General features: G+C 69.3%; 21 protein-coding genes. 15 read left to right on the top strand and 6 right to left on the bottom strand.

The window, feature by feature from the left end; all coding sequences use genetic code 11:
• On the top strand, positions 1-213 hold a 213-nt coding region (locus AC1ECW_RS10115; protein ID WP_481201745.1), incomplete at its 5' end, for a hypothetical protein.
• A gap of 13 nt (positions 214-226) precedes the next feature.
• Here AC1ECW_RS10115 and mepK read toward each other — a convergent pair.
• Positions 227-835, bottom strand: coding sequence for a peptidoglycan L,D-endopeptidase MepK (gene mepK, locus AC1ECW_RS10110; protein ID WP_409706753.1), 609 nt, complete (start codon positions 833-835; stop codon positions 227-229).
• A gap of 220 nt (positions 836-1,055) precedes the next feature.
• A complete protein-coding gene (locus AC1ECW_RS10105) occupies positions 1,056-1,292 on the bottom strand; it encodes a hypothetical protein (RefSeq protein WP_409706756.1) in 237 nt (78 codons plus the stop codon).
• 180 nt (positions 1,293-1,472) lie between these two features.
• On the opposite strand from AC1ECW_RS10105, the gene ubiU reads away from it, so the two are divergent.
• From ubiU to ubiT, 3 genes are all read left to right on the top strand, one after another.
• Positions 1,473-2,486, top strand: coding sequence for a ubiquinone anaerobic biosynthesis protein UbiU (gene ubiU, locus AC1ECW_RS10100; protein ID WP_409706759.1), 1,014 nt, complete (start codon positions 1,473-1,475; stop codon positions 2,484-2,486).
• A 134-nt stretch (positions 2,487-2,620) separates the two neighbouring features.
• Positions 2,621-3,547, top strand: coding sequence for a U32 family peptidase (locus AC1ECW_RS10095; protein WP_409706762.1), 927 nt, complete (start codon positions 2,621-2,623; stop codon positions 3,545-3,547).
• Positions 3,544-3,972: a ubiquinone anaerobic biosynthesis accessory factor UbiT gene (gene ubiT / locus AC1ECW_RS10090; RefSeq protein WP_409706765.1), complete on the top strand. Its 429-nt coding sequence runs from the start codon at positions 3,544-3,546 to the stop codon at positions 3,970-3,972. Before AC1ECW_RS10095 ends, ubiT begins: the two co-directional genes overlap by 4 nt.
• Here ubiT and AC1ECW_RS10085 read toward each other — a convergent pair whose 3' ends face one another.
• From AC1ECW_RS10085 to AC1ECW_RS10070, 4 genes are read right to left on the bottom strand one after another with little or no spacing between them, the layout of a single operon-like run.
• Positions 3,973-4,305: a cupin domain-containing protein gene (locus tag AC1ECW_RS10085; RefSeq protein WP_409706768.1), complete on the bottom strand. Its 333-nt coding sequence runs from the start codon at positions 4,303-4,305 to the stop codon at positions 3,973-3,975. It abuts the gene before it with no gap.
• A 49-nt stretch (positions 4,306-4,354) separates the two neighbouring features.
• On the bottom strand, positions 4,355-5,467 hold the full coding sequence (locus AC1ECW_RS10080; protein WP_409706771.1) for a hypothetical protein: 1,113 nt from the start codon (positions 5,465-5,467) through the stop codon (positions 4,355-4,357).
• Positions 5,464-5,781, bottom strand: coding sequence for a metal-sulfur cluster assembly factor (locus tag AC1ECW_RS10075; RefSeq protein ID WP_409706774.1), 318 nt, complete (start codon positions 5,779-5,781; stop codon positions 5,464-5,466). Before AC1ECW_RS10075 ends, AC1ECW_RS10080 begins: the two co-directional genes overlap by 4 nt.
• 49 nt (positions 5,782-5,830) lie before the next feature.
• Positions 5,831-6,277, bottom strand: coding sequence for a putative zinc-binding protein (locus AC1ECW_RS10070; RefSeq protein WP_409706777.1), 447 nt, complete (start codon positions 6,275-6,277; stop codon positions 5,831-5,833).
• 249 nt (positions 6,278-6,526) lie between these two features.
• On the opposite strand from AC1ECW_RS10070, the gene AC1ECW_RS10065 reads away from it, so the two are divergent.
• From AC1ECW_RS10065 to AC1ECW_RS10015, 11 genes are all read left to right on the top strand, one after another.
• Complete coding sequence (locus AC1ECW_RS10065) at positions 6,527-9,499, top strand: adenosylcobalamin-dependent ribonucleoside-diphosphate reductase (protein ID WP_409706780.1); 2,973 nt, start codon at positions 6,527-6,529, stop codon at positions 9,497-9,499.
• Positions 9,500-9,763: 264 nt separating this feature from the next.
• Positions 9,764-10,552: a FadR/GntR family transcriptional regulator gene (locus AC1ECW_RS10060; RefSeq protein ID WP_409706783.1), complete on the top strand. Its 789-nt coding sequence runs from the start codon at positions 9,764-9,766 to the stop codon at positions 10,550-10,552.
• Positions 10,549-11,448 (top strand): L-threonate dehydrogenase, encoded by a 900-nt coding sequence (gene ltnD / locus AC1ECW_RS10055; RefSeq protein ID WP_409706786.1) that lies wholly within the window; start codon positions 10,549-10,551, stop codon positions 11,446-11,448. The genes AC1ECW_RS10060 and ltnD overlap by 4 nt, the downstream gene beginning before the upstream one ends.
• A complete protein-coding gene (otnK, locus tag AC1ECW_RS10050) occupies positions 11,445-12,704 on the top strand; it encodes a 3-oxo-tetronate kinase (protein WP_481201744.1) in 1,260 nt (419 codons plus the stop codon). Before ltnD ends, otnK begins: the two co-directional genes overlap by 4 nt.
• Positions 12,704-13,375 carry a class II aldolase/adducin family protein gene (locus AC1ECW_RS10045; RefSeq protein ID WP_409702217.1) on the top strand — a complete coding sequence of 224 codons (672 nt, stop codon included), beginning with the start codon at positions 12,704-12,706 and terminating at the stop codon, positions 13,373-13,375. The genes otnK and AC1ECW_RS10045 overlap by 1 nt, the downstream gene beginning before the upstream one ends.
• Positions 13,376-13,385: 10 nt before the next feature.
• Complete coding sequence (otnI, locus tag AC1ECW_RS10040) at positions 13,386-14,174, top strand: 2-oxo-tetronate isomerase (protein ID WP_409702219.1); 789 nt, start codon at positions 13,386-13,388, stop codon at positions 14,172-14,174.
• Complete coding sequence (denD, locus tag AC1ECW_RS10035) at positions 14,171-15,187, top strand: D-erythronate dehydrogenase (RefSeq protein WP_481201743.1); 1,017 nt, start codon at positions 14,171-14,173, stop codon at positions 15,185-15,187. The genes otnI and denD overlap by 4 nt, the downstream gene beginning before the upstream one ends.
• Before the next feature lie 70 nt (positions 15,188-15,257).
• Positions 15,258-16,229: a TRAP transporter substrate-binding protein gene (locus AC1ECW_RS10030; RefSeq protein WP_409702224.1), complete on the top strand. Its 972-nt coding sequence runs from the start codon at positions 15,258-15,260 to the stop codon at positions 16,227-16,229.
• A gap of 225 nt (positions 16,230-16,454) precedes the next feature.
• Complete coding sequence (locus AC1ECW_RS10025; RefSeq protein ID WP_409702226.1) at positions 16,455-16,955, top strand: TRAP transporter small permease; 501 nt, start codon at positions 16,455-16,457, stop codon at positions 16,953-16,955.
• Positions 16,956-16,989: 34 nt separating this feature from the next.
• Positions 16,990-18,300 carry a TRAP transporter large permease gene (locus AC1ECW_RS10020; RefSeq protein WP_409702228.1) on the top strand — a complete coding sequence of 437 codons (1,311 nt, stop codon included), beginning with the start codon at positions 16,990-16,992 and terminating at the stop codon, positions 18,298-18,300.
• A gap of 20 nt (positions 18,301-18,320) precedes the next feature.
• Positions 18,321-19,769, top strand: coding sequence for an aldehyde dehydrogenase family protein (locus AC1ECW_RS10015; protein WP_409702230.1), 1,449 nt, complete (start codon positions 18,321-18,323; stop codon positions 19,767-19,769).
• Positions 19,770-19,779 lie beyond the last annotated feature (10 nt).

Raw genomic sequence — 19,779 nt, 5'->3', positions numbered from 1 at the left:
AACGGCGAGCCGGTGCCGCCGGCGCCGTTCGATCGCGAGGAGTTGAGTTGGATCCGGGCCTACAAAGCCACGGGCCAGGTGCCGCCGATGAAAACGCGCGGACGCGAGCCCTTCTTGCTGGGCGCGGGCTATCTGCGCTTTCGGCGCATCTATGCCGGCGGCGATCGGCTCAGGCTCACCCAGACGCCACCGGCCTGGCAGTTGGCCGCTTGAACCTTTTGACCCCTCACCAATGGCGCACGCGCCCGGTGTCCACGTGCACGAAGTTCGAGCGGGCGTAGTAGCCCACGCCGCCGGCCTGCAAGGACAGCGCGGCGTCGCGCAGCCGCGGCAGGGCCACGTCGCCCAGGCGGATGTCGATGGCCTGGCCGCGCATGTGCAGGCTGGTGGTGGCCACCCCACTGTGGGCGCTGCGGCTGCGCAGCATCTCGTTCGTCCTGGGTGAACGGTAGGCGGAGATGACCTCGAAGGGCTGGCGGCTGCCGGTCGCTTCGCGCAGCCGGTGCAGCAAGTCGAGCAGGGCCGGATCCATCTCGGCCACGTCGTTGGTGCGGAAGTCCCGCAGCAGGTGGTTCACTGCTTGCAGCGCGTCGGGCACGTACTGGCCGGCGCTGAAGTACTCGACCGTCAGGCGCTCGCCGGTGTGCAGGTGCAGGAACGCCAGTGTGCGAAAGCCGGTGGACGGCTCACCTCGGCTGGCGCAGGCCAGCCGGGGTGCGGCCAGCGCCACCGGCGCCACCGCCAAGGCGCCCAGCAGGCGCCGGCGCAGGGTTGGCGCGGGCTCAAAAGGAGATGGGGCCCGCGGGAATGCGGGCCAAGAACGGCTGTCGTGCACGGTGCCTGCTCGCTCACAAGGAAACGCCGGGCCGCTCCAAGTGTCCTCGTCCCCCCTCAGGGGAGGGGCGGGCCGGGCCGGGCTGGGCCTGGCCCTGGGGCCCGCAGAAGGCGCCATGGTAACAGTCGCCTACCCGCCTGCTGCGGCCCGAGACGCTCAGGATCGTGACAGATCGTGAATTTGCCGCGCCGATTCGCTGCAGATGGGGCTCAAAGAAGGTTCAGTGCCGCACGAGCTCCATCCCGGTGGCCACCACCCGCATGCGCCCGTCGGCGCGCAGGTCGACGAGCTCCCCGCTGTCCAGATGAAGTTCGGCCACCCCCGTGGGCTCCCAGCGGTCCTGACCGTCAGCGAGCGAAGGGTCGCGCACGAGTTGCTCGAAAGCCTTGACCTTGTAGAGCCGCCCATCGGACCCTTGGGCCGTGAAGGTGTCCAGCAGATGCAGTTTGCGATCCATGCCAACCTCCTGCATGAAGAAGCCGGGGCGGCCGGATCGGCCCCCCGCCGGTCCATTGTCCCCATCGACGCGCCTGGGGCAAGCCCCCGACCCCGGCGACACACCGGGCTTTGACCCCCGACAAAACCCCAGGCCTCAGGGCTGCCTAGAGTCGGTCCGTCGTCTCAACCGGCTTTGTGGATGTCTGTGCCGACCAAACCCCAGCTCGTCTGCCCGGCGGGTTCACTGCGGGCCCTCATGCTGGCTGTCGATGCCGGCGCCGATGCCGTCTACCTCGGCCTGAAGGACGCGACCAACGCGCGCAACTTCGCCGGCCTGAACTTCGATGTGGCCCAGGCGCGCGAGGGCATTGCCTACGCCCACCGGCGCGGCGCCCAGGTGCTGATGGCCCTGAACACCTATGCCGACGCACGCGAGCCCGAGCGCTGGTGGCGCGCTGTCGATGTGGCGGCCGATCTCGGGGCCGATGCCTTGATCTGCGCCGACGTGGCCGTGCTGGCCTATGCGCGCGACCATCAGCCCTCGCTGCGCCTGCACCTGTCGGTGCAGGCCTCGGCCACCACCTACGAGGCCATCGAGTTCTACCGCGAGCGCTACGGCATCCAGCGGGCCGTGCTGCCGCGCGTACTCACCTTGTCGCAGGTGGGCCATGTGGCCCGCCACACCCGGGCCGAGGTCGAGGTCTTCGGCTTCGGCAGCCTGTGCGTGATGGTCGAGGGGCGCTGCGCGCTGTCGTCCTATGCCACCGGCCAGTCACCCAACACGGCGGGCGTGTGCTCGCCGCCGTCGGCCGTGCGCTGGGCCGAGGGGCCCCAGGGCGTGCAGGCGCGGCTGAACGACGTGCTCATCGACGTGTACGCGCCCGACGAGCCGCGCGGCTACCCCACGCTGTGCAAGGGTCGCTTCCAGGTGGACGGCGTGCGCGACTACGCGCTGGAAGAACCCACCAGCCTCAACACCCTGGCCGTGTTGCCGCAACTGATGGAGATCGGCGTGGCCGCGATCAAGATCGAGGGCCGCCAGCGCAGCCCCGCTTACGTCGAGCAGGTCACGCGCGTGTGGCGCCAGGCCATCGACCATTGTGCCGCGCAACCGGCGCGCTACACCGTCCAGCCCCAATGGGTGGCTGTCCTGGGCCGCTGGGCCGAAGGCCAGCAGCACACCCTCGGCGCGTACAACCGACCCTGGCAATAGATGACGATCACCCCCTACGGCCTGCGGCCGCCCCCTGCAAGGGGGCAACACCAGTGGACCGGCGCAGCCGGATCCACGGTGTTCGCTCGGCCAGCCCTTCCGATCGCGGTGCCCGGCGCTTCATGAGACTTCACATGCACGCACACAAGATGTTCTGGACGGTTGGCCCGGTGCTGTACTACTGGCCGCGCAAGACCCTGATCGAGTTCTATGCCGGGATCGCCGATTCGCCCGCCGACACCGTGGTGCTCGGGGAGGTGGTGTGCTCGCGGCGTCATGAGATGAAGCTCGACGACTGGCGCGACCTCGGGCGCGATCTGGCCGCCGCCGGCAAGGAGGTGGTGCTGGCCAGCCAGGCGCTGATCGAATCCGAGTCCGAGTTGCGCAGCCTGCGCCGCATCGCCGATCAAGGCGACTTCCTGGTCGAGGCGGGCGATGCCTCGGCCTTGCGTCTGCTGGCCGGCCGGCCCTTCGTGCTGGGCCCGCATGTCAACGTCTACAGCCGTCCGGCGCTGGCCGAACATGCCCGCCTGGGCGCCGTGCGCTGGGTGGCACCGCTGGAGCTGCCACTCGATGCCATTGCACGCATCAACCCGGCCGAGCAACCAGTGTGCACGTCACGCAACGTTCCGCTGGCCACCGAGGTGTTCGGCTTTGGGCGTATGCCACTGGCCTTCTCGGCGCGTTGCTTCACCGCCCGTCACTTCCACGTGCCCAAGGACGAATGCGGCTTCCGCTGTCTGGAGCATCCCGATGGTCTGCTGCTGTCCACCACCGAGGGCGAGCCCTTCCTGGCGCTCAATGGCATCCAGACGCAGTCGGCTGCGCAGCATTGCTTGATCGGTGAAGCGCAGGCCCTGCGCGCCGCAGGCGTGCGCCGCCTTCGCCTGTCGCCGTGCAGTCACCGCTTCACCGACGTGCTGCAGTGGTTCGACCGTGTCTATCACCAGGGCACACGGGTGGATGAGGCCCGCATCGCCCTGGATGCCCTGAGCCTGCCCGGTGGGCTCGTCAACGGCTTCGTCCACCGGCAGGCCGGTCTGCAACAGGTGTTCGCATGAGTTCCTCCGCTTCGGCCCGTTGGCCTGCGCCGCCTCAGGCCCTGCGTGCGCTGGTGCGGCGCCTGCCCATCCGCCCGCCGTCGCAGGCGCTGGCCCTGGCGCTCAACCGCCTGCTGCGGCCTCGCCTGGGCGAGGCAGAGCGCGCCTTGCTGTCGCACCGGGTGGTCGAGATCGCCGTGTCCGACCTGGGGCTGCGCTGCCGGCTGCGCCTGGACGAGCGTGGCTTTCACCCGGCGCCCGAAGGCAGCGATGTGACACTGCGCATCACCGCCGATGCGGCCAGCTACCTGCGCTTGATGCGCGGGCAGGAGGATGCCGATCGCCTCTTCTTCGAGCGCGCCCTGGTGATGGAAGGTGACACCGAATACGGTCTCATCCTGAAGAACACGCTCGACGCGCTGGGCCCGCTGTGGCCGCCGCGCTGATCACGGTCCGCCCAGCCGCACAGTCACCAGCAGCGAACAATCGGTGTGCGCATGCACGGCATGCGGCTCGCCACCGGGCAGCAGCATGAGCTGTTGTGCCTTGAGCACCCGGTTGCCCTCGGCGGTGGTCACCACCGCTTCCCCCTCCAGCCCCTGGAGGGTGATCTCGCCCGGCACCCGGTGTTCTGGCAGCGACTGGCCGGCGCGCAGCACCACCCGCATCAACTGCAGCCGCGCCGTCTTGATCAGGCTGGTGCTGGGGGTGCGCGCGATCGCCGGGCCCAGGGGCTGCAGGTCGATCACGTCGCGGGGCTGGGCATGGGGCAGGGCCATCGCAAACTCCTGGAGGTGAGGGACATCATGGACCGGCCGGCCCCGAGGTTCAAGTCTTTCGCCCCATCCACACGCCGGCGAGCATGGCCGACGCAAACCACACGATGGCCCATGCGTGCCCGGCACCGGCCCAGGCCAGCGCCGTCGCATGACCGGCCATCAAGGCGACGATGCGCAGCACGAGGCTGGCACTGAGGAGCACGATGGCCCAGCGGGCCCAGGACACATAGGCCGGCCGCAGTCGGGCCAAAGCCGACAGGATGATGGGCGCGTGGCCGAACACCATGGCGAAGACGAAGCCCAACCACAAGGCGTGGCCGGCGGCCTGGGAGGCCGTGGACACGCCCGCCAGACCGGCCAGGCCCAGCAACGCCGCGAGGCCCAGCCACACATAGCCCACGCTCAGGCTCTGCGCCGTGTGGCCGGGCCATTGCGCGGATCCCCATTGGCGCGGCGCGAAATCCCAGCGCAGCAGCCACAGGGCCAGCATCGCGCAGGCGGCCCACCACAGCCCGGAGGCGAGGGCAGCGCCCCCGGTGTTCGCCACGGCATCGACCAGCCCCAGCAGCACGGCCGCCAGGGCCCCACCCACCACCACGACGAAGCCCACCTGCACGGCTTGCGGCAGCCGGCGCATCTGCATCAGCTCGCGCCGCTCGCCGGCGATGGTGAACACCAGGAAGGCCATCCAGGCCCGCAGGGCCGCCTCGGGGGCATTCAAGGCCCAGGCCGCCACACCGAGCCCCCAGCAGGCAGCCCCCAGGGCCTCGACCCCCAGGTGTAGCGACCAGGCCCGCGTGTATCCGGCCCACAGGTAGAGCCCCACCAGGACGATGCTGGCCAGCGCCCACAGCCCCAGGGCCAGCGGCGCCGCGCCGGCTCCCCAGGCCGCCACGCCGCCCAACCCGGCCAGCAGCGGCACGATGTAGCCGCTTGCATGGCGCAAGGCCACGGCCCGTTCCAGCGAGATGAGCGTGCCGAAGAAGCCGCAGACCATGACCGCGCCATGCAGACCCACGGCGCCGACTCCCATGCTGCCCCAGCCCAGGCGTGCCAGCCCGCCGCCCAGCCCCTGAACCAGGTTGGCGGCGGCCAGCAGGGCACACAGCGCCACGGCCACACGCCGCAGTGCAATCCCGGAATTCGACGCGGAAGGATTCACCAGCCAAAGCGTGCCCTGAGGGCCGGGCTGAGACGCTCAGGGCTCCAGGGGGTGTCCCAGTCCATTTGCACGTCCACCGGGACATCCTCCGGGCAGGCCCGGCGCACGGCTTCGGTGGCGTCTTCGATCATCACGTCGGCCATGGGACAGGTGGCGCTGGTGGGGATGAGGGTCACCTGCACGCCCTCGGGGCTGCAGCGGATCGATTCCACGAGACCCAGGTCCACGATGCTCTCGCCGATTTCAGGGTCGTGCACCTTCTGCAGCACGGCACGCAGCGCGGCTTCGTCGGGCAAGGCAGGGGAGGGGGGCATGTCGGGCGTCGGTGTCACGCAACCATCATCGCTGCTGAACAGGCCAGATTCAAGCCCCCGCGCACCGGCAGGCCCCCGTGCCGCCGCATCCTGAGGGGGTGGGCGACGTGAGGGCGCTCATGGCCTGCACGCGCTCGCGCACGTCGGCATAGGCGGCCTCGGCCTGTGCCGTGTCGAAGTCGGCGTGGTAGGTCTTGCGCACCCCGTGTTCGCCCAGCTGCACGTGGGCCGTGGGCACGATGCCGTGGCGCGCCAGGCTGTGGCGGACACAGGCCAGCGCACACCCGTCGATGGCGAGGATGGGCCGGCCCGACTGCGCTGCCTCCTTGAGCTTGCGCACCAGCGGCGGCACGTCGCCGCCTATGCCGGCAATGCAGGACATCTCGGCATGGCCTTCGTGGTCCAGGCGCAGCGCGAGGTGGTTGGCCATCTGTGCCACGCTGGAGCAGCCGGAGCAGGAGTACACGAGGGTCAGTGCATCGATCGGTCGGGTCATGGCCATGTGTCCTTCATGCAAGCGGTCCGGGATGACAAGCTAACGGCCCGAAGGCAGCAGGGGATTGCCCTGCATCAAGCCCCGAAGGTTCCAGGGCCCGAAATAGGCACTTGTGATGCACATCAACCGATCGACGTGCGCGTCGGCGTACCGTGCGCTGCGCCGACCCTGACGCCGATGCGGCCGCCTCTCGACAGCCGCGCCCAAACCGAATTCAATCTCATCAAGGCCCGCACAGGAGACCCTTTCATGCAAGACACCCCGTCTCAAGCCCGTGCCGTCGCCGCCAACCTGCCTGCCCAGGCGATTAGCGAGGAGGTGCTGCTCGAAAAGTACGCCAAGGGCAACGAGCGCACGCTCGACGAGGTGCGCGCCCGAGTGGCGCGGGCCTTGGCCGAGGTCGAGGCGCCTGAGCAGCGCGCGCTGTGGCAGCAGCGCTTCCTCGACGCCCAGCGCCAGGGCTTCATCCCGGCCGGGCGCATCCTCTCGGCCGCCGGCACCGAGCTGTCGGCCACGCTGATCAACTGCTTTGTGCAGCCGGTGGGCGACTCCATCTCGCACTTGGACGAAGGCCACCCTGGCATTTACACCGCGCTGACCGAAGCGGCCGAGACCATGCGCCGCGGCGGCGGCGTGGGCTATGACTTCTCGCGCATCCGCCCGCGCGGCGCCTGGGTGGGAAGCACCCAGTCCAGCGCTTCCGGGCCGGTGAGCTACATGCGCGTGTTCGACCGCTCCTGCGAGACGGTCGAATCGGCCGGGGCCCGCCGCGGAGCCCAAATGGGCGTGCTGCGCTGCGACCACCCCGACGTGGAGGAGTTCATCCATGCCAAGGACAGCGGTGACCTGCGCAACTTCAACATTTCGGTGGCCGTGACCGACGCCTTCATGCAGGCCGTGGAAGCCGGCACCGAGGTGGAACTGGTGCACCGCGCCGAACCCGGCCCGGCCCAGAAAGCGGCCGGCGCCCACCAGCGTTCCGACGGCCTGTGGGTCTACCGCCGCGTTGCCGCGCGCGAACTGTGGGACCAGATCATGCGGTCCACCTACGACCATGCCGAACCCGGCGTGCTCTTCATCGACCGCATCAACGACGACAACAACCTCGGGTACTGCGAGACGATCGCGAGCACCAACCCGTGCGCCGAGCAACCCCTGCCCCCCTACGGCTGCTGCTGCCTGGGCTCCATCGACCTCACACGCTTCGTGCGCGAGCCCTTCGAGCCCGGGGCCCGCTTCGACGAGGCGTCCTTTGCCGAGTTGTGCCGCGTGGCCGTGCGCATGCTCGACAATGTGCTCGACGTGACCTACTGGCCGCTGCCCCAGCAGCGGGAGGAGGCCCGCCACAAGCGCCGCGTGGGCCTGGGCTTCACCGGTCTGGGCGACGCCCTGGTGATGCTGGGCCAGCGCTATGACACGGCGCAGGCGCGCGCCACCGCACGCCGCATCAGCGAGGTGATGCGCGATGCCGCCTACGAAGCCTCGGTGGCGCTGGCGCAGGAGCGAGGGCCCTTCCCATTGTTCAACGCCGATCTCTACCTCTCACGCGGCGCCTTCGCCTCGCGCCTGCCACAGCCGCTGAAGGACCGCATCCGCGCCCATGGCATCCGCAACTCGCACCTGCTGTCCATCGCGCCCACCGGCACCATCAGCCTGGCCTTTGCCGACAACGCCAGCAACGGCATCGAGCCCGCCTTCAGTTGGACCTATACCCGCAAGAAGCGCATGCCCGACGGCACCTTCAAGGAATACACCGTCGAAGACCATGCGTGGCGTCTGTACCGCCACCTGAAGGGCGAGGACGCGCCGCTCACCGAGGCCTTCGTCACCGCGCTGGAAATGAGCGCCAGCGCCCACCAGGAAATGGTGGCCGCCGTCGCGCCGTGCATCGACACCGCCATCTCCAAAACCGTGAACGTGCCGGCCGACTATCCCTATGCCGACTTTCAGGACCTGTACCTGCGTGCCTGGAAATCCGGCCTCAAGGGCCTGGCCACCTACCGGCCCAATGCCGTGCTGGGCTCGGTGTTGAGCGTGGCGTCCACCACGCCCCAGCCCCAGGCGCTGGTGGCTGACGACGCCAACCGCCGCATGACGCTCGACCGCCCGCCCGCCCCCGTGCTGGCCTCGCTGCGCTGGCCGGGCCGGCCGGACCTGCCGGCCGGCAACCCGGCCTGGACCTACATGATCCGCCACCCCTTCGGCGAATTCGCTCTCTTCGTGGGCGAGATCACCGACGAGCTGACGGCCGCCCAGCCCGCCGGCTTGCAGGCCGGCGGTCGCTCGTCAGGCACGGGCGAGTCCGCAGGGACTCACCCGGTCCGGACTCGCCCCTTCGAAGTGTGGGTGAACGGTGCCGAGCAGCCGCGCGGCCTGGGGGCCATGGCCAAGACCCTGTCGATGGATCTGCGCGCCAACGACAGCGCCTGGCTGCAACTCAAGCTCGACGCCTTGGCGACCGTGGCCGAGGAGCGTGCCTTCGACATGCCTTTCCCTCCGCACGGAGAGCCGCGCCGTTTCCCCGGTGTGGTAGCCGCCACGGCGGCCGTCATCCGCTGGCGCTGCGAACAGCTCGGCGTGTGGAAGGACAGCGCCCTGGAGCGCGCCACGCCGGTGCTCGACGCCATGTTCAGCCGCGACGAACCGCGCACCGGCACCTCGGGCACCCTGGCCTGGTCGGTGGACATCGACAACCCCGCCACCGGCGAGTCGTTCACGCTCACGCTCAAGGAAGTGACCCTGCCCGGCCCCGATGGCACACCCGTCACCCGGCCTTGCGCCATGGGCCTGTCGGGCAACTATCCGCGCGCGATGGACGGCCTGGCCCGCGTGCTTTCGCTCGACATGCGCGTGATCGACCCGGCCTGGATCGGCATGAAGCTGCGCAAGCTGCTCAACTACGCCGAACCTCTGGGCCACTTCATGGCCTTCGTGCCCGGCCTGCCCCACGGCGAACGCCGCCAGCAGACCTGGCCCTCCACCGTGGCCTACATGGCCCGTCTCATCATCCACCGCTACGCCCTGTTGGGCGTGCTGGATGAAGACGGCTTCCCCGTGCGCGAGATGGGCATCCTGCAGGCGCCGCATGCCGAAGGCTCGCCACCCAAGGCCACCGCCCCCATGGCCGGCAGCCGCTGCCCCGAGTGCGGGAACATGACGGTCATCCACAAGGACGGATGCGACTTCTGCACGGCGTGTGGGTACACGGGGACGTGTGGGTGAGGCGTCGTGCGCGCTTCATCGGCGGGTTGCACGTGAACCCATGAATTGCCAGCAGGCCCGCCAGGAGCGGAGGGTCGTGTAGTGTCGGATCCCGGATGACGTGGATGACGATCTGCTGAAAAGCAAATCTCCGTTGCGGCTCCCGGGCCATGCGACAGAGGGAAGGTCAGGTTCATCACCTCACGCGGCCTGAGCGGGATGCTGCGTGGGGACCCGGGTTCTTCCGGATGGGCCGGGCCCTTGCCTCATTTGTATGATGACCTGATGAAACGACAGGTCAGTCCCTCCGAACCCCTGCAAGCGCCGGAGCGCCTGTCGGACCAGTTGGCCGATCTGCTGCGCGAGCGCATCGAACGCGGTGAGTTGCGCCCCCAGGACCGTCTGCCCACCGAACAGGAACTGGCCGAGCGCCACGGTGTCTCGCGCACCGTCGTGCGCGAGGCGGTGAGCCGGCTCAAGTCCATGGGTCTGCTGGTGTCGCGCCAGGGCTCGGGGGTCTATGTGGCACCGGTGTCGCGTGCCAAGGCCCTGGCCTTCGATCCGGCCGTGTTGCATTCGCTGGAGGCGGTGGTGCAGATCGTCGAGGTGCGCCGCGCGCTGGAAGGCGAGGTGGCGGCCTTGGCGGCTCAGCGCGCCGACGAGGCGGCGGTCGATCGCATCCTGGCGGCCCTGGCGGCCATCGACACAGCCGTGGCCGCCGGGGGCGATGGGGTCGAGGAGGATTTGCACTTTCACCGCACGGTGGCCACAGCCACCGGCAACCCGCAGTTCACGCGGTTGTTGGGCTTTCTGGAGCAATACCAGCGTGATGCGATGAAGGTCACGCGGGCCAACGAGGCCATGCGGGAAGACTTCATGGAACAAGTGCGCGCCGAGCACCGCGAGATCGCACAGGCGATCGCCGCACGCGAGCCCGAGCGGGCCCGGCGCGCGGCCACCACCCACATGCTGCGGGCAGCCCGGCGCATCGAAGAAGCCGATGCGTCGGTGCGTGCTGCCCTCAGCGCGGCCTTGGTGCCGCGACGACACCCCAAGAAAGGATCCACCCTATGAGCGGCAAGACCCTGGGCGTGATCGGCCTGGGCTCCATGGGTTTGGGCGCGGCCTTGTCGGCCCTGCGCCAGGGTGTGCCCACCTGGGGCTGCGACCCGCGTGCCGAAGCCCGCGAGGCTTTTGCGAAAGCAGGCGGCCGCGTGGCGGCCACTGCGGCCGAGCTGGCCGCGCAATGCGATGTGGTGCTCATCTTGGTGGTCAATGCCGCGCAGACCGAGGACGTGCTCTTTGGCAGTGGCGCCGTGGCCGACCATCTCAAACCCGGCTCGGTGGTGGTGGCCTCGGCCACGGTCGACCCCTCGTTGCCGCCGCAATGGGAAGCACGCCTGCGCGAGCGCGGCCTGTGGCTGATCGATGGGCCGGTCTCGGGCGGAGCGGCCAAGGCCGCGCAGGGCCAGATGACCGTGATGGCCTCGGGCCGCCCGGAAGCCTTCGAGGCCGCCGGTGGCGTGCTGGAGGCGCTGGCCGGCAAGGTCTACCGCCTGGGTGATGCCGCGGGCATCGGTTCGACCGTGAAGATGGTCAACCAGCACCTGGCCGGCGTGCACATTGCGGCGGCCGCTGAGGCGATGGCGCTGGGGATGCGCGCCGGCGCCGACCCGGCCCAGCTCTATGAGGTGATCTGCCACTCGGCCGGCATGAGCTGGATGTTTCAGAACCGCGTGCCCCACATCCTGGCGGGCGACTACCGGCCGCTGTCGGCGGTGAACATCTTCGTGAAGGACCTGGGCATCGTGCTCGATGCGGCGCGCCAGTTCACGATGCCATTGCCGTTGGCAGCCGCGGCTCACCAGATGTACCTGCAGGCGGCCGCCGCCGGCCTTGGCGGCGAGGACGACAGCGCGGTGATCAAGATCTTCCCAGGCATCACGTTGCCGAAGGGAGCGCCGGCATGACGGTGTTGGGCGTCATCGCCGACGACTTCACCGGCGCCACCGACGTGGCCAGCATGCTGGTGCGTGCGGGCATGCGCACGGTGCAGGTGATCGGGGTGCCCGACGGTCCGCCACCGAAGGCCGATGCCGTGGTCGTGGCGCTGAAGTCGCGCACCATCCCCGCTGCGCAGGCGGTGGCCGACTCGCTTGCGGCGCTGCGCTGGCTCCAGGCCGCCGGCGCGAAGCAGTTCTATTTCAAGTACTGCTCCACCTTCGACTCCACGCCGGCAGGCAACATCGGCCCGGTGACCGAGGCCCTGCTGGAGGCGCTGGGCAGCGACTTCACCATCGCCTGCCCCGCCTTTCCCGAGAACGGCCGCACGGTGTTCCGCGGGCACCTCTTCGTGGGCGACCAGTTGCTCAGTGATTCGGGCATGCGCCACCACCCGCTCACGCCGATGACCGATGCCAACTTGGTCAAAGTGCTGCAGGCGCAGTCTCGCGGCCGGGTGGGTCTGCTGCGATACGACACGGTGGGGCAGGGCGTGCAGGCCGTGCGCGAGCGCTTGGCCCAGTTGCGCGCCGAAGGCGTGCGCCTGGCCGTGGCCGATGCCATCGACAACGACGACCTGCGCACCCTGGCTGCGGCTTGTGCCGGGCTGCCGCTCATCACCGCCGGCTCGGGCGTGGCCCTGGGCCTGCCGGCCGTCTATGAAGCGCAAGGCTGGATCCGGCCCGATGCCCAGGCGGCTGCGCTGAGCGCCGTGGGCGGTGCGGCAGCGGTGCTGTCGGGCTCGTGTTCGCTGGCCACCAACGCGCAAGTGCAGCACTGGATCGAGTCGGGCCGGCCGGCCCTGCGCATCGATGCACGCGAGCTGGCGCAAGGCCGGCCCGTGGCTGTCGAGGCCTTGGCCTGGGCGCGCGAGCGGTTGCCCGGCGCGCCGGTGCTGGTCTATGCCACGGCTGGGCCTGACGAGGTGCAGGCCCTCCAGGCCGAACTCGGCGCCGAGCGGGCGGGGGCCCTGGTGGAACAGTGCCTGGCCACCATTGCGCAGGGCCTGGTCGAGGCCGGCGTGCGCCGCCTGGTGGTGGCTGGCGGCGAAACCTCCGGGGCCGTGGTCCAGGCTCTGGGCGTGCAGCGCTTGCGCATCGGCGCGCCCATCGACCCCGGCGTGCCCTGGACGCAGGCCGAGGAACGGCCGCTGCTGCTGGCGTTGAAGTCCGGCAACTTCGGCAGCGCCGACTTCTTCAACAAAGCCCTGGCGCAGGTGGCGTGATGGCCCGGCAAGACCCCCAACGCCTGGAGATCTGCCGCATCGGCCGCTCGCTCTTCGAGCGGGGCTACGTGCATGCCACGGCGGGCAACATCAGTGTGCGCCTGGACCAGGCCGACGGCGGCGGCTTCCTGATCACGCCCACCGATGCCTGCCTGGGCTTCCTCGACCCCGAGCAACTGGCCTGGGTCGATGCACAAGGCGAGCAGCGCAGCGGCGAACGCGCCAGCAAGACTCTGGCCTTGCATCGTCGCATCTATGCCGCGGCACCCGAGGCGCGCTGCATCGTCCACACCCATTCCACCCACCTCGTGGCGCTGACGCTGCAAGGCGTGTGGCACCCGGACGACATCGTGCCGCCCCTCACGCCCTACTACGTGATGAAGGTGGGTCATGTGCCCTTGATTGCCTACCACCGCCCTGGTGATCCGGTCGTGGCCGAGGCGCTGGCGCAGGTGATTGCAGCCGCCGCGCAGCGGGGCACGCCGTTGCGCGCCGTGATGCTCGACCGACTGGGCCCTGTGGTGTGGGGCGAGAGCCCGGCGCAGGCGATGGCCACGCTGGAAGAACTGGAAGAGACCGCCCGGCTGTGGCTGATGTGCCACCCCCGGCCCGCCCCCCTGACCGACGCCCAGATCGATGATTTGCGCCGCCACTTCGGCGCGCGCTGGTGAGACGCCCACCATGCCCCGCTTCGCTGCCAACCTGTCGATGATGTACACGGAGCACGACTTCCTGGACCGTTTTGCCGCCGCGGCGGCTGACGGCTTCAGGGCGGTCGAGTTCCTCTTCCCCTACGCCTACGCACCGGCGGACCTTGCCCGATGCCTGCGCGAGCAGGGTCTCACGCAAGCCCTGTTCAACCTGCCGCCTGGCGACTGGGCCAGCGGTGAGCGGGGCCTGGCCGCGCTGCCGGGCCGCGAGGCCGAGTTCGCCGCCAGCGTGCAGCAGGCTTTGATGTACGCCCAGGCCACTGGCTGCCGCCGCCTGCACGTGATGGCCGGGATTGCGCCCGCCGGTGCCGACCGCGACGCGATGCGGCGCACCTACGTGGCCAACCTGCGCTACGCGGCCCAGCAGTTCGCGCCCCACGGCATCACCGCGTTGATCGAACCCATCAACACCCGCGACATGCCGGGCTACTTCCTGAACTACCAGCAGCAGTCCCATGAGATCGTGGCCGAAGTGGGCGCGCCCAACCTGAAGGTGCAGATGGACCTCTACCACTGCCAGATCATGGAAGGTGACCTCTTGATGCGGCTGAAGCGCCACCTGGCCGGCGTGGGCCACCTGCAGATCGCCGGCGTGCCGCAGCGCCACGAGCCGGACACCGGCGAGGTGAACTACCGCTGGCTCTTCGACGAGATCGATGCGCTGGGCTACGAGGGCTACATCGGCTGCGAATACCGTCCTCGCGGGGGCACCTCGGCAGGGCTGGGCTGGTTTGCGCCCTACAAGGAGTCCCAATCATGAAGGTGCTGATCACCGGCGGAGCCGGCTTCCTGGGCGCGCGTCTGGCGCGCGAGCTGCTGCAGCGCGGCAGCCTGCGTGGCCAGCGCATCGAGCGCCTGGTGCTGGCCGATCTGGCCGAGACCCGCGACGCCGCGCTGCGTGACGACGCCCGCGTGCGGATGCACGTGGGCGATCTGCTCGCCCAGATGCCTGCGTTGATGGCCGACCCGTTCGATGCCGTGTTCCATCTGGCCTCGGCCGTCTCGGCCGAATGCGAAGCCGACTTCGACCTGGGCCTGCGCTCCAACCTCGACACCACACGTGCGTTGCTGGATGCCTGCCGGGCGCAGTCGAGCCGAGGCGCATCGGCGCCGCTGTTCGTGTTCTCCAGCTCGGTGGCGGTGTATGGCAGCGACCCGGCTGTGCCGCTGCCGGCTGTGGTGGACGACCGCACCCTGCCGACGCCGCAGTCGAGCTACGGCATTCACAAGTTCATCTGCGAACAGCTCGTGGCCGACTACACCCGCAAGGGCTACATCGACGGCCGCACCGCCCGCCTGATGACGGTGTCGGTGCGGCCCGGGCGGCCCAATGGGGCCGCGTCGTCCTTTCTGTCGGGCATCGTGCGCGAGCCGCTGGCCGGGCAGGAGGCGGTCTGCCCGGTGTCGCCCGACATGGCGGTGGCCCTGGCCTCGCCGGCCAGCACCATCGCGGGCCTGCTGGCCGTGGCTGAGGCCACGCGCGAAGCTTTCGGGGGGCGCACCGCATTGAACCTGCCGGCGCTGACCGTCACCGTGCAGCAGATGCTCGACGCGCTGCGCGAGGTGGGCGGGGAAGAAGCCTTGCGGCTCGTGCGCTTCGAGCCGGACGCCACCATCGCGCGCATCGTCGGCAGCTGGCCCTCGCGTTTCGACAGCCCGCGTGCGCGCAGCCTCGGGCTTTTCCCGGATCGTGATTTCCACAGTGTCGTGCGGCAGTACGTGCGTGACCATCGTCAGGCCGTGCGCAATGCCCAGGCGCTGGCCTCGTGCTGAATTCCCGTTGAACACCACAAAAAAACCATCCTTCCCCCTCGCTCACACACTCACCACAGGAGACAAACCCATGAAGCTCAAGCAGATCCTCGCCCTCCTTGCCACCGGCCTGGGGCTGGCCGCCGCGACCCAGGCGCAGACCGTGCTCAAGATCGGCTACGCCACCTCGCCGCAGTCGCACTACGGCGTGGGATCCACCGTGTTCTGCGACGAGGTCGAGAAGGGCACGCAGGGCCGCTACAAGTGCCAACACTTCCCCAACTCGGCCCTGGGCGGCGAGCGCGAGCAGATCGAGGCGGTGCAACTGGGCACGCAGGACCTGGTGAACACCTCCACCGGCCCGCTGGGCAACTTCGTGCCCGAGGTGAAGATCGTGGACATTCCCTTCCTCTTCCGCGACTACGACCACGCCCGCAAGGTGATGGACGGCCCCATCGGCCAGGACCTGCTCAAGAAGATGGCCGCCAAGGGCCTGATCGGTCTGGCCTGGACGGAGAACGGCTTCCGTCACATGACCAACTCCAAGCGTCCCATCGTGCAAGCATCCGATGCTGCCGGCCTGAAGATGCGCACCATGGAGAACAAGGTGCACATGGACGGCTACAAGACCTTCGGCATCCTGCCCACACCCATGCCTTTCCCCGAGTTGTTCACCGCGTTGCAGCAGGGCACGGTCGATGGCCAGGAGAACCCGATCCCGGTGATCCTGTCGTCCAAGTTCTCGCAAGTCCAGAAGCACCTCTCGCTCACGGGCCATGTCTACTCGCCGGCCGTGCTGATCCTCTCGCCGGCGGTGTGGAACAAGCTGTCCGAGGCCGACAAGAAAGTCTTCGTCGAAGCCGCGAAGAAGGGCGCTGCCGCTCAGCGCAAGAAGGTCAACGACGACGAAAACAACGGCATCGCCCAGCTCAAGGCCGATGGCATGCAGGTCGTCGAGAAGGTCGATGGCGAGAGCTTCCGCAAAGCGGTGGCCCCGGCCTATGCGCAGTACGCCAAGGAGTTCGGGGCAGACAAGATCGCGGCGATCCAGGCGGTGCGGTAAGGCCCACCCCTGACGCGCTTGGGCGGCTTGCAGCCCGCGCCAGACCGAGGACGGTCTGGCCCTTGGCCAGGCACGCACAGTCCGCAGGGACTGTGCGTGCCCGGGCTCAGCCCCCCCAGGGGGGGCGCCGCTGGCGGGCGGCCAAGCCGGATCCACGGCGGTTGCTGGCGCCTTGCCTATGGCGGTGAGGCTGGTTGATCGCGATCTTCACTTTGGATGGTTGAGATGGGTCTCGTGAGAGCTGTGTTGCGGTCGGTGGACCGGGCGGTGGAGTCCGTGGCGCTGTACGTGGCCTGCGCCTTGCTCGCGGTGATCGTCTGTCTGGGGATGTGGCAGGTGGTGTCGCGCTTCGTGCTGTCGCAGCCGTCCACCTTCACGGAAGAGGCCATGCGCCGCCTGCTGATCTGGATGGTGATGCTCGGCGTGGTGGCGGCCTTCCGGCAGGGGGCGCTGGTGTCGGTGGACCTGATGCTGCGCCTGTCCACCGGGGCCTGGCGTCGTGTCGTGCGCGGCCTCATCACCGCCAGCAGCCTGGCCTTCCTGTCCGTGCTGGTGTGGTACGGCTTCGATCTGGCCTGGCGCGTGCGCTTCCAGACCTTTGCCAGCATGGACCTCTCCATGGGCTGGGCCTATGCGGCGCTGCCGGTGGGGGCGCTGCTGGCGATGGTGGCCGTCGTGGCCCATCACCTCGACCCCCGCCACCCGGAACTCGAGACCGCGCAATGACGCGCATCCCCCTGTGGCCACCTAGGACCTGCTGATGTCGTTCACCCTGCTCGTCACGATGCTGCTGGGCTTTGCCTTCAGCGTCTCGATCGCCGTGTCCATCGGCGGTGCGGCCATGCTCGGCATGGCGATCTTCGAAGCCGACAAGCTCATCCTCGCGCCCAAGGAGATGTTCACCGCCATCGACAAGTTCCCGCTGGCGGCCATCCCCTTCTTCATCCTGGCCGGCAACCTGATGGAGACCGGCGGCATCTCGCGCCGTCTGGTGGACTTCGCCAAGTCCCTCGTCGGGGGCGTGCAGGGCGGCCTGCCGATGACCTGTGTGCTCACCTGCATGATCTTTGCCGCGGTGTCGGGCTCGTCGGTGGCCACCACCTTCGCGATCGGCGCCATCCTGATCCCGGCGCTGATCCAGCACGGCTACCCGAAGAGCTACGCCGCTTCGCTGCAGGCCACCTCGGCCGAGCTGGGCGTGGTCATCCCGCCGTCCATCCCGATGATCCTCTTCGGCGTCTCGGCCGAGGTGTCGATCGGCGAGCTCTTCATCGCCGGCATCGGCCCGGGCCTGCTGATCGGTGGCACGCTGATGCTCTTCGTCTACCTCTACTGCCGCTGGAAAGGCTGGGGCAAGCTCGATGGCGACGGCCGCCAGCCGGTGCTTCAGGCCACCGGCCGAGCCGGTTGGGCGCTGCTGATGCCCGTCATCATCCTCGGTGGCATCTACGGCGGCGTCTTCACACCCACCGAGGCCTCGGTGGTGGCGGTCTTCTATGCCCTGATCGTGGGCTTCGTGATCCACCGCGAGCTCACGCTGCGAGACCTGATCCCCGTGCTGCGCAAGTCGGTCCTCTCCAGTGCGGTGATCATGTTCATCATCGCCAATGCCGGCCTGTTCGCCTACCTCATCACCCGCGCCGGCATTCCAGATGCGCTGGGCCAATGGCTCACCGAAGTGCTGCAATCGCCCGTCTGGTTCCTGCTGGGCGTCAACGCCGCGCTCTTCGTGATCGGCATGTTCATCGAGACTTCGGCGGCCATCATCGTGCTGGCCCCCATTCTCGTGCCGGTGGCCGCGCATTTCGGCATTGACCCGGTGCATTTCGGGATCATCATGGTGGTCAACCTGGCCATGGGCATGATCACGCCGCCCTTGGGGGTCAACCTCTTTGCCGCGTGCACCGTGGCGCGCATCTCGCTCGACCAGATCATCCGGCACCTGCTGCCCTTCGTGCTCGTGATCCTGGGCTGCCTGATGATCATCACCTATGTTCCAGGCATCAGCCTGGGCCTGCGCGATCTGGTGTTTGCCGCACCGATCGCCGGCCCGGCGATCGGCCCGCAGTGAGCGCCGACAAGGAGTCCGCCGTGAGCACCATTCCCCGCCATTTGCATTTCATCGCCAACCGCCGCGTGCCCTGCGCCCGTGGCGACACCCTGCCGGTGATCGATCCCTCCGACGGCCAGGTGTTTGCCGAGATCGCCCGGGGCGGTGAGGCCGAGATCGACCAGGCCGTGGCCGCCGCACGCGGCGCCGCAGAGGGAGCCTGGGGGCGCATGCCGGGCGTCGAGCGCGGGCGCATCCTCGCACGCACCTGTGCGTTGATTCAGCAGCACGCCGACGAGCTCGTGAAGCTCGAATCGCGCGACTGTGGCAAGCCGCTCACCCAGGCACGCAACGACGTGACGGCCGTGGCGCGCTACTTCGAGTTCTACGCCGGCGCGGCCGACAAGGTGGGCGGTCAGGTGCTGCCCTACCTCGCCGGCTACACCGTGCTGGCCGACCGGGAGCCGCATGGGGTGACCGGCCACATCATCCCCTGGAACTACCCGCTGCAGATCTTCGGCCGTTCGGTGGGGGCGGCGCTGGCGGCCGGCAATGCCTGTGTGGTCAAGCCCGCCGAGGATGCCTGCCTGTCGCTGCTGCGCCTGGCCGAGCTGCTGGCCGAAGCGGGCCTGCCGGCCGGGGCCCTCAACATCGTCACCGGGCTGGGCAGTGAGGCCGGCGCGGCGCTGGCCTCGCACCCGGGGCTGGACCACATCTCCTTCACCGGCTCGCCGCCCACCGGCACCCGTGTGGCCCAGGCCGCCGCGGCGAACCATGTGCCGGTGACGCTGGAGCTGGGCGGCAAGTCGCCCCAAGTGGTTTTCGACGATGCCGACCTCGATGCCGCCGTGCCGGTGATCGTCAATGCCATCGTGCAAAACGCCGGACAGACCTGCTCGGCTGGCAGCCGGTTGCTGGTGCAACGGGGGGCCTATGAGCCCCTGCTGGCCAAGCTCTCGGCCGCCTTCTCGGCCCTGCGCGTCGGGCCGGCTTCGGCCGACCTTGCCTGCGGCCCGCTGATCCGTGCCTCGCAACTGGCCCACGTGCGCCACATGGTGCACGAGGCCCGCGACGACGGCTTGATCGTGGCCGCCCACGGCCAGATCGTCACCGATGCGCCGCACGGTGGCTACTACTTCGCCCCCACGCTGTTTCGCGACGTGCCCCACGAACATCGCCTGGCCCAGGAAGAGGTCTTCGGCCCGGTGCTCGCGGCGATGGCCTTCGAGGACGAGGACGACGCCGTGCGCCTGGCCAACGGCACGCGCTTCGGCCTCGTGGCTGGCGTGTGGACGCGCGAGGGCTCGCGTGCGCTGCGGGTGGCCAAGCGCCTGCGCTGCGGCCAGGTCTTCATCAACAACTACGGTGCGGCCGGCGGGGTGGAGCTGCCCTTCGGCGGCGTCAAGGCCAGCGGCCACGGACGCGAGAAGGGCCTGGAAGGCCTGATCAGCTTCACCCGCGTGAAAACCATTGCCATCAAGCACGACTGAGGAGTTCCCG

This window comes from Caldimonas hydrothermalis, from assembly GCF_056746695.1.
Note: the sequence above shows the minus strand (reverse complement) of the source record. Positions and strands in the feature narration are given on the sequence as shown.

Excerpts from the sequence above, each read along its gene's own strand:
- AC1ECW_RS10070 (WP_409706777.1), bottom strand. The coding sequence starts at position 6,277 with ATGACCCGACCGATCGATGCACTGACCCTCGTGTACTCCTGCTCCGGC.
- AC1ECW_RS10030 (WP_409702224.1), top strand. The coding sequence starts at position 15,258 with ATGAAGCTCAAGCAGATCCTCGCCCTCCTTGCCACCGGCCTGGGGCTG.
- denD (WP_481201743.1), top strand. The coding sequence starts at position 14,171 with ATGAAGGTGCTGATCACCGGCGGAGCCGGCTTCCTGGGCGCGCGTCTG.
- AC1ECW_RS10065 (WP_409706780.1), top strand. The coding sequence starts at position 6,527 with ATGCAAGACACCCCGTCTCAAGCCCGTGCCGTCGCCGCCAACCTGCCT.
- AC1ECW_RS10075 (WP_409706774.1), bottom strand. The coding sequence starts at position 5,781 with ATGCCCCCCTCCCCTGCCTTGCCCGACGAAGCCGCGCTGCGTGCCGTG.
- AC1ECW_RS10025 (WP_409702226.1), top strand. The coding sequence starts at position 16,455 with ATGGGTCTCGTGAGAGCTGTGTTGCGGTCGGTGGACCGGGCGGTGGAG.
- otnI (WP_409702219.1), top strand. The coding sequence starts at position 13,386 with ATGCCCCGCTTCGCTGCCAACCTGTCGATGATGTACACGGAGCACGAC.
- AC1ECW_RS10105 (WP_409706756.1), bottom strand. The coding sequence starts at position 1,292 with ATGGATCGCAAACTGCATCTGCTGGACACCTTCACGGCCCAAGGGTCC.
- ubiT (WP_409706765.1), top strand. The coding sequence starts at position 3,544 with ATGAGTTCCTCCGCTTCGGCCCGTTGGCCTGCGCCGCCTCAGGCCCTG.
- ubiU (WP_409706759.1), top strand. The coding sequence starts at position 1,473 with ATGTCTGTGCCGACCAAACCCCAGCTCGTCTGCCCGGCGGGTTCACTG.
- AC1ECW_RS10095 (WP_409706762.1), top strand. The coding sequence starts at position 2,621 with ATGCACGCACACAAGATGTTCTGGACGGTTGGCCCGGTGCTGTACTAC.
- AC1ECW_RS10060 (WP_409706783.1), top strand. The coding sequence starts at position 9,764 with ATGAAACGACAGGTCAGTCCCTCCGAACCCCTGCAAGCGCCGGAGCGC.
- otnK (WP_481201744.1), top strand. The coding sequence starts at position 11,445 with ATGACGGTGTTGGGCGTCATCGCCGACGACTTCACCGGCGCCACCGAC.
- AC1ECW_RS10020 (WP_409702228.1), top strand. The coding sequence starts at position 16,990 with ATGTCGTTCACCCTGCTCGTCACGATGCTGCTGGGCTTTGCCTTCAGC.
- ltnD (WP_409706786.1), top strand. The coding sequence starts at position 10,549 with ATGAGCGGCAAGACCCTGGGCGTGATCGGCCTGGGCTCCATGGGTTTG.
- AC1ECW_RS10085 (WP_409706768.1), bottom strand. The coding sequence starts at position 4,305 with ATGGCCCTGCCCCATGCCCAGCCCCGCGACGTGATCGACCTGCAGCCC.
- AC1ECW_RS10045 (WP_409702217.1), top strand. The coding sequence starts at position 12,704 with ATGGCCCGGCAAGACCCCCAACGCCTGGAGATCTGCCGCATCGGCCGC.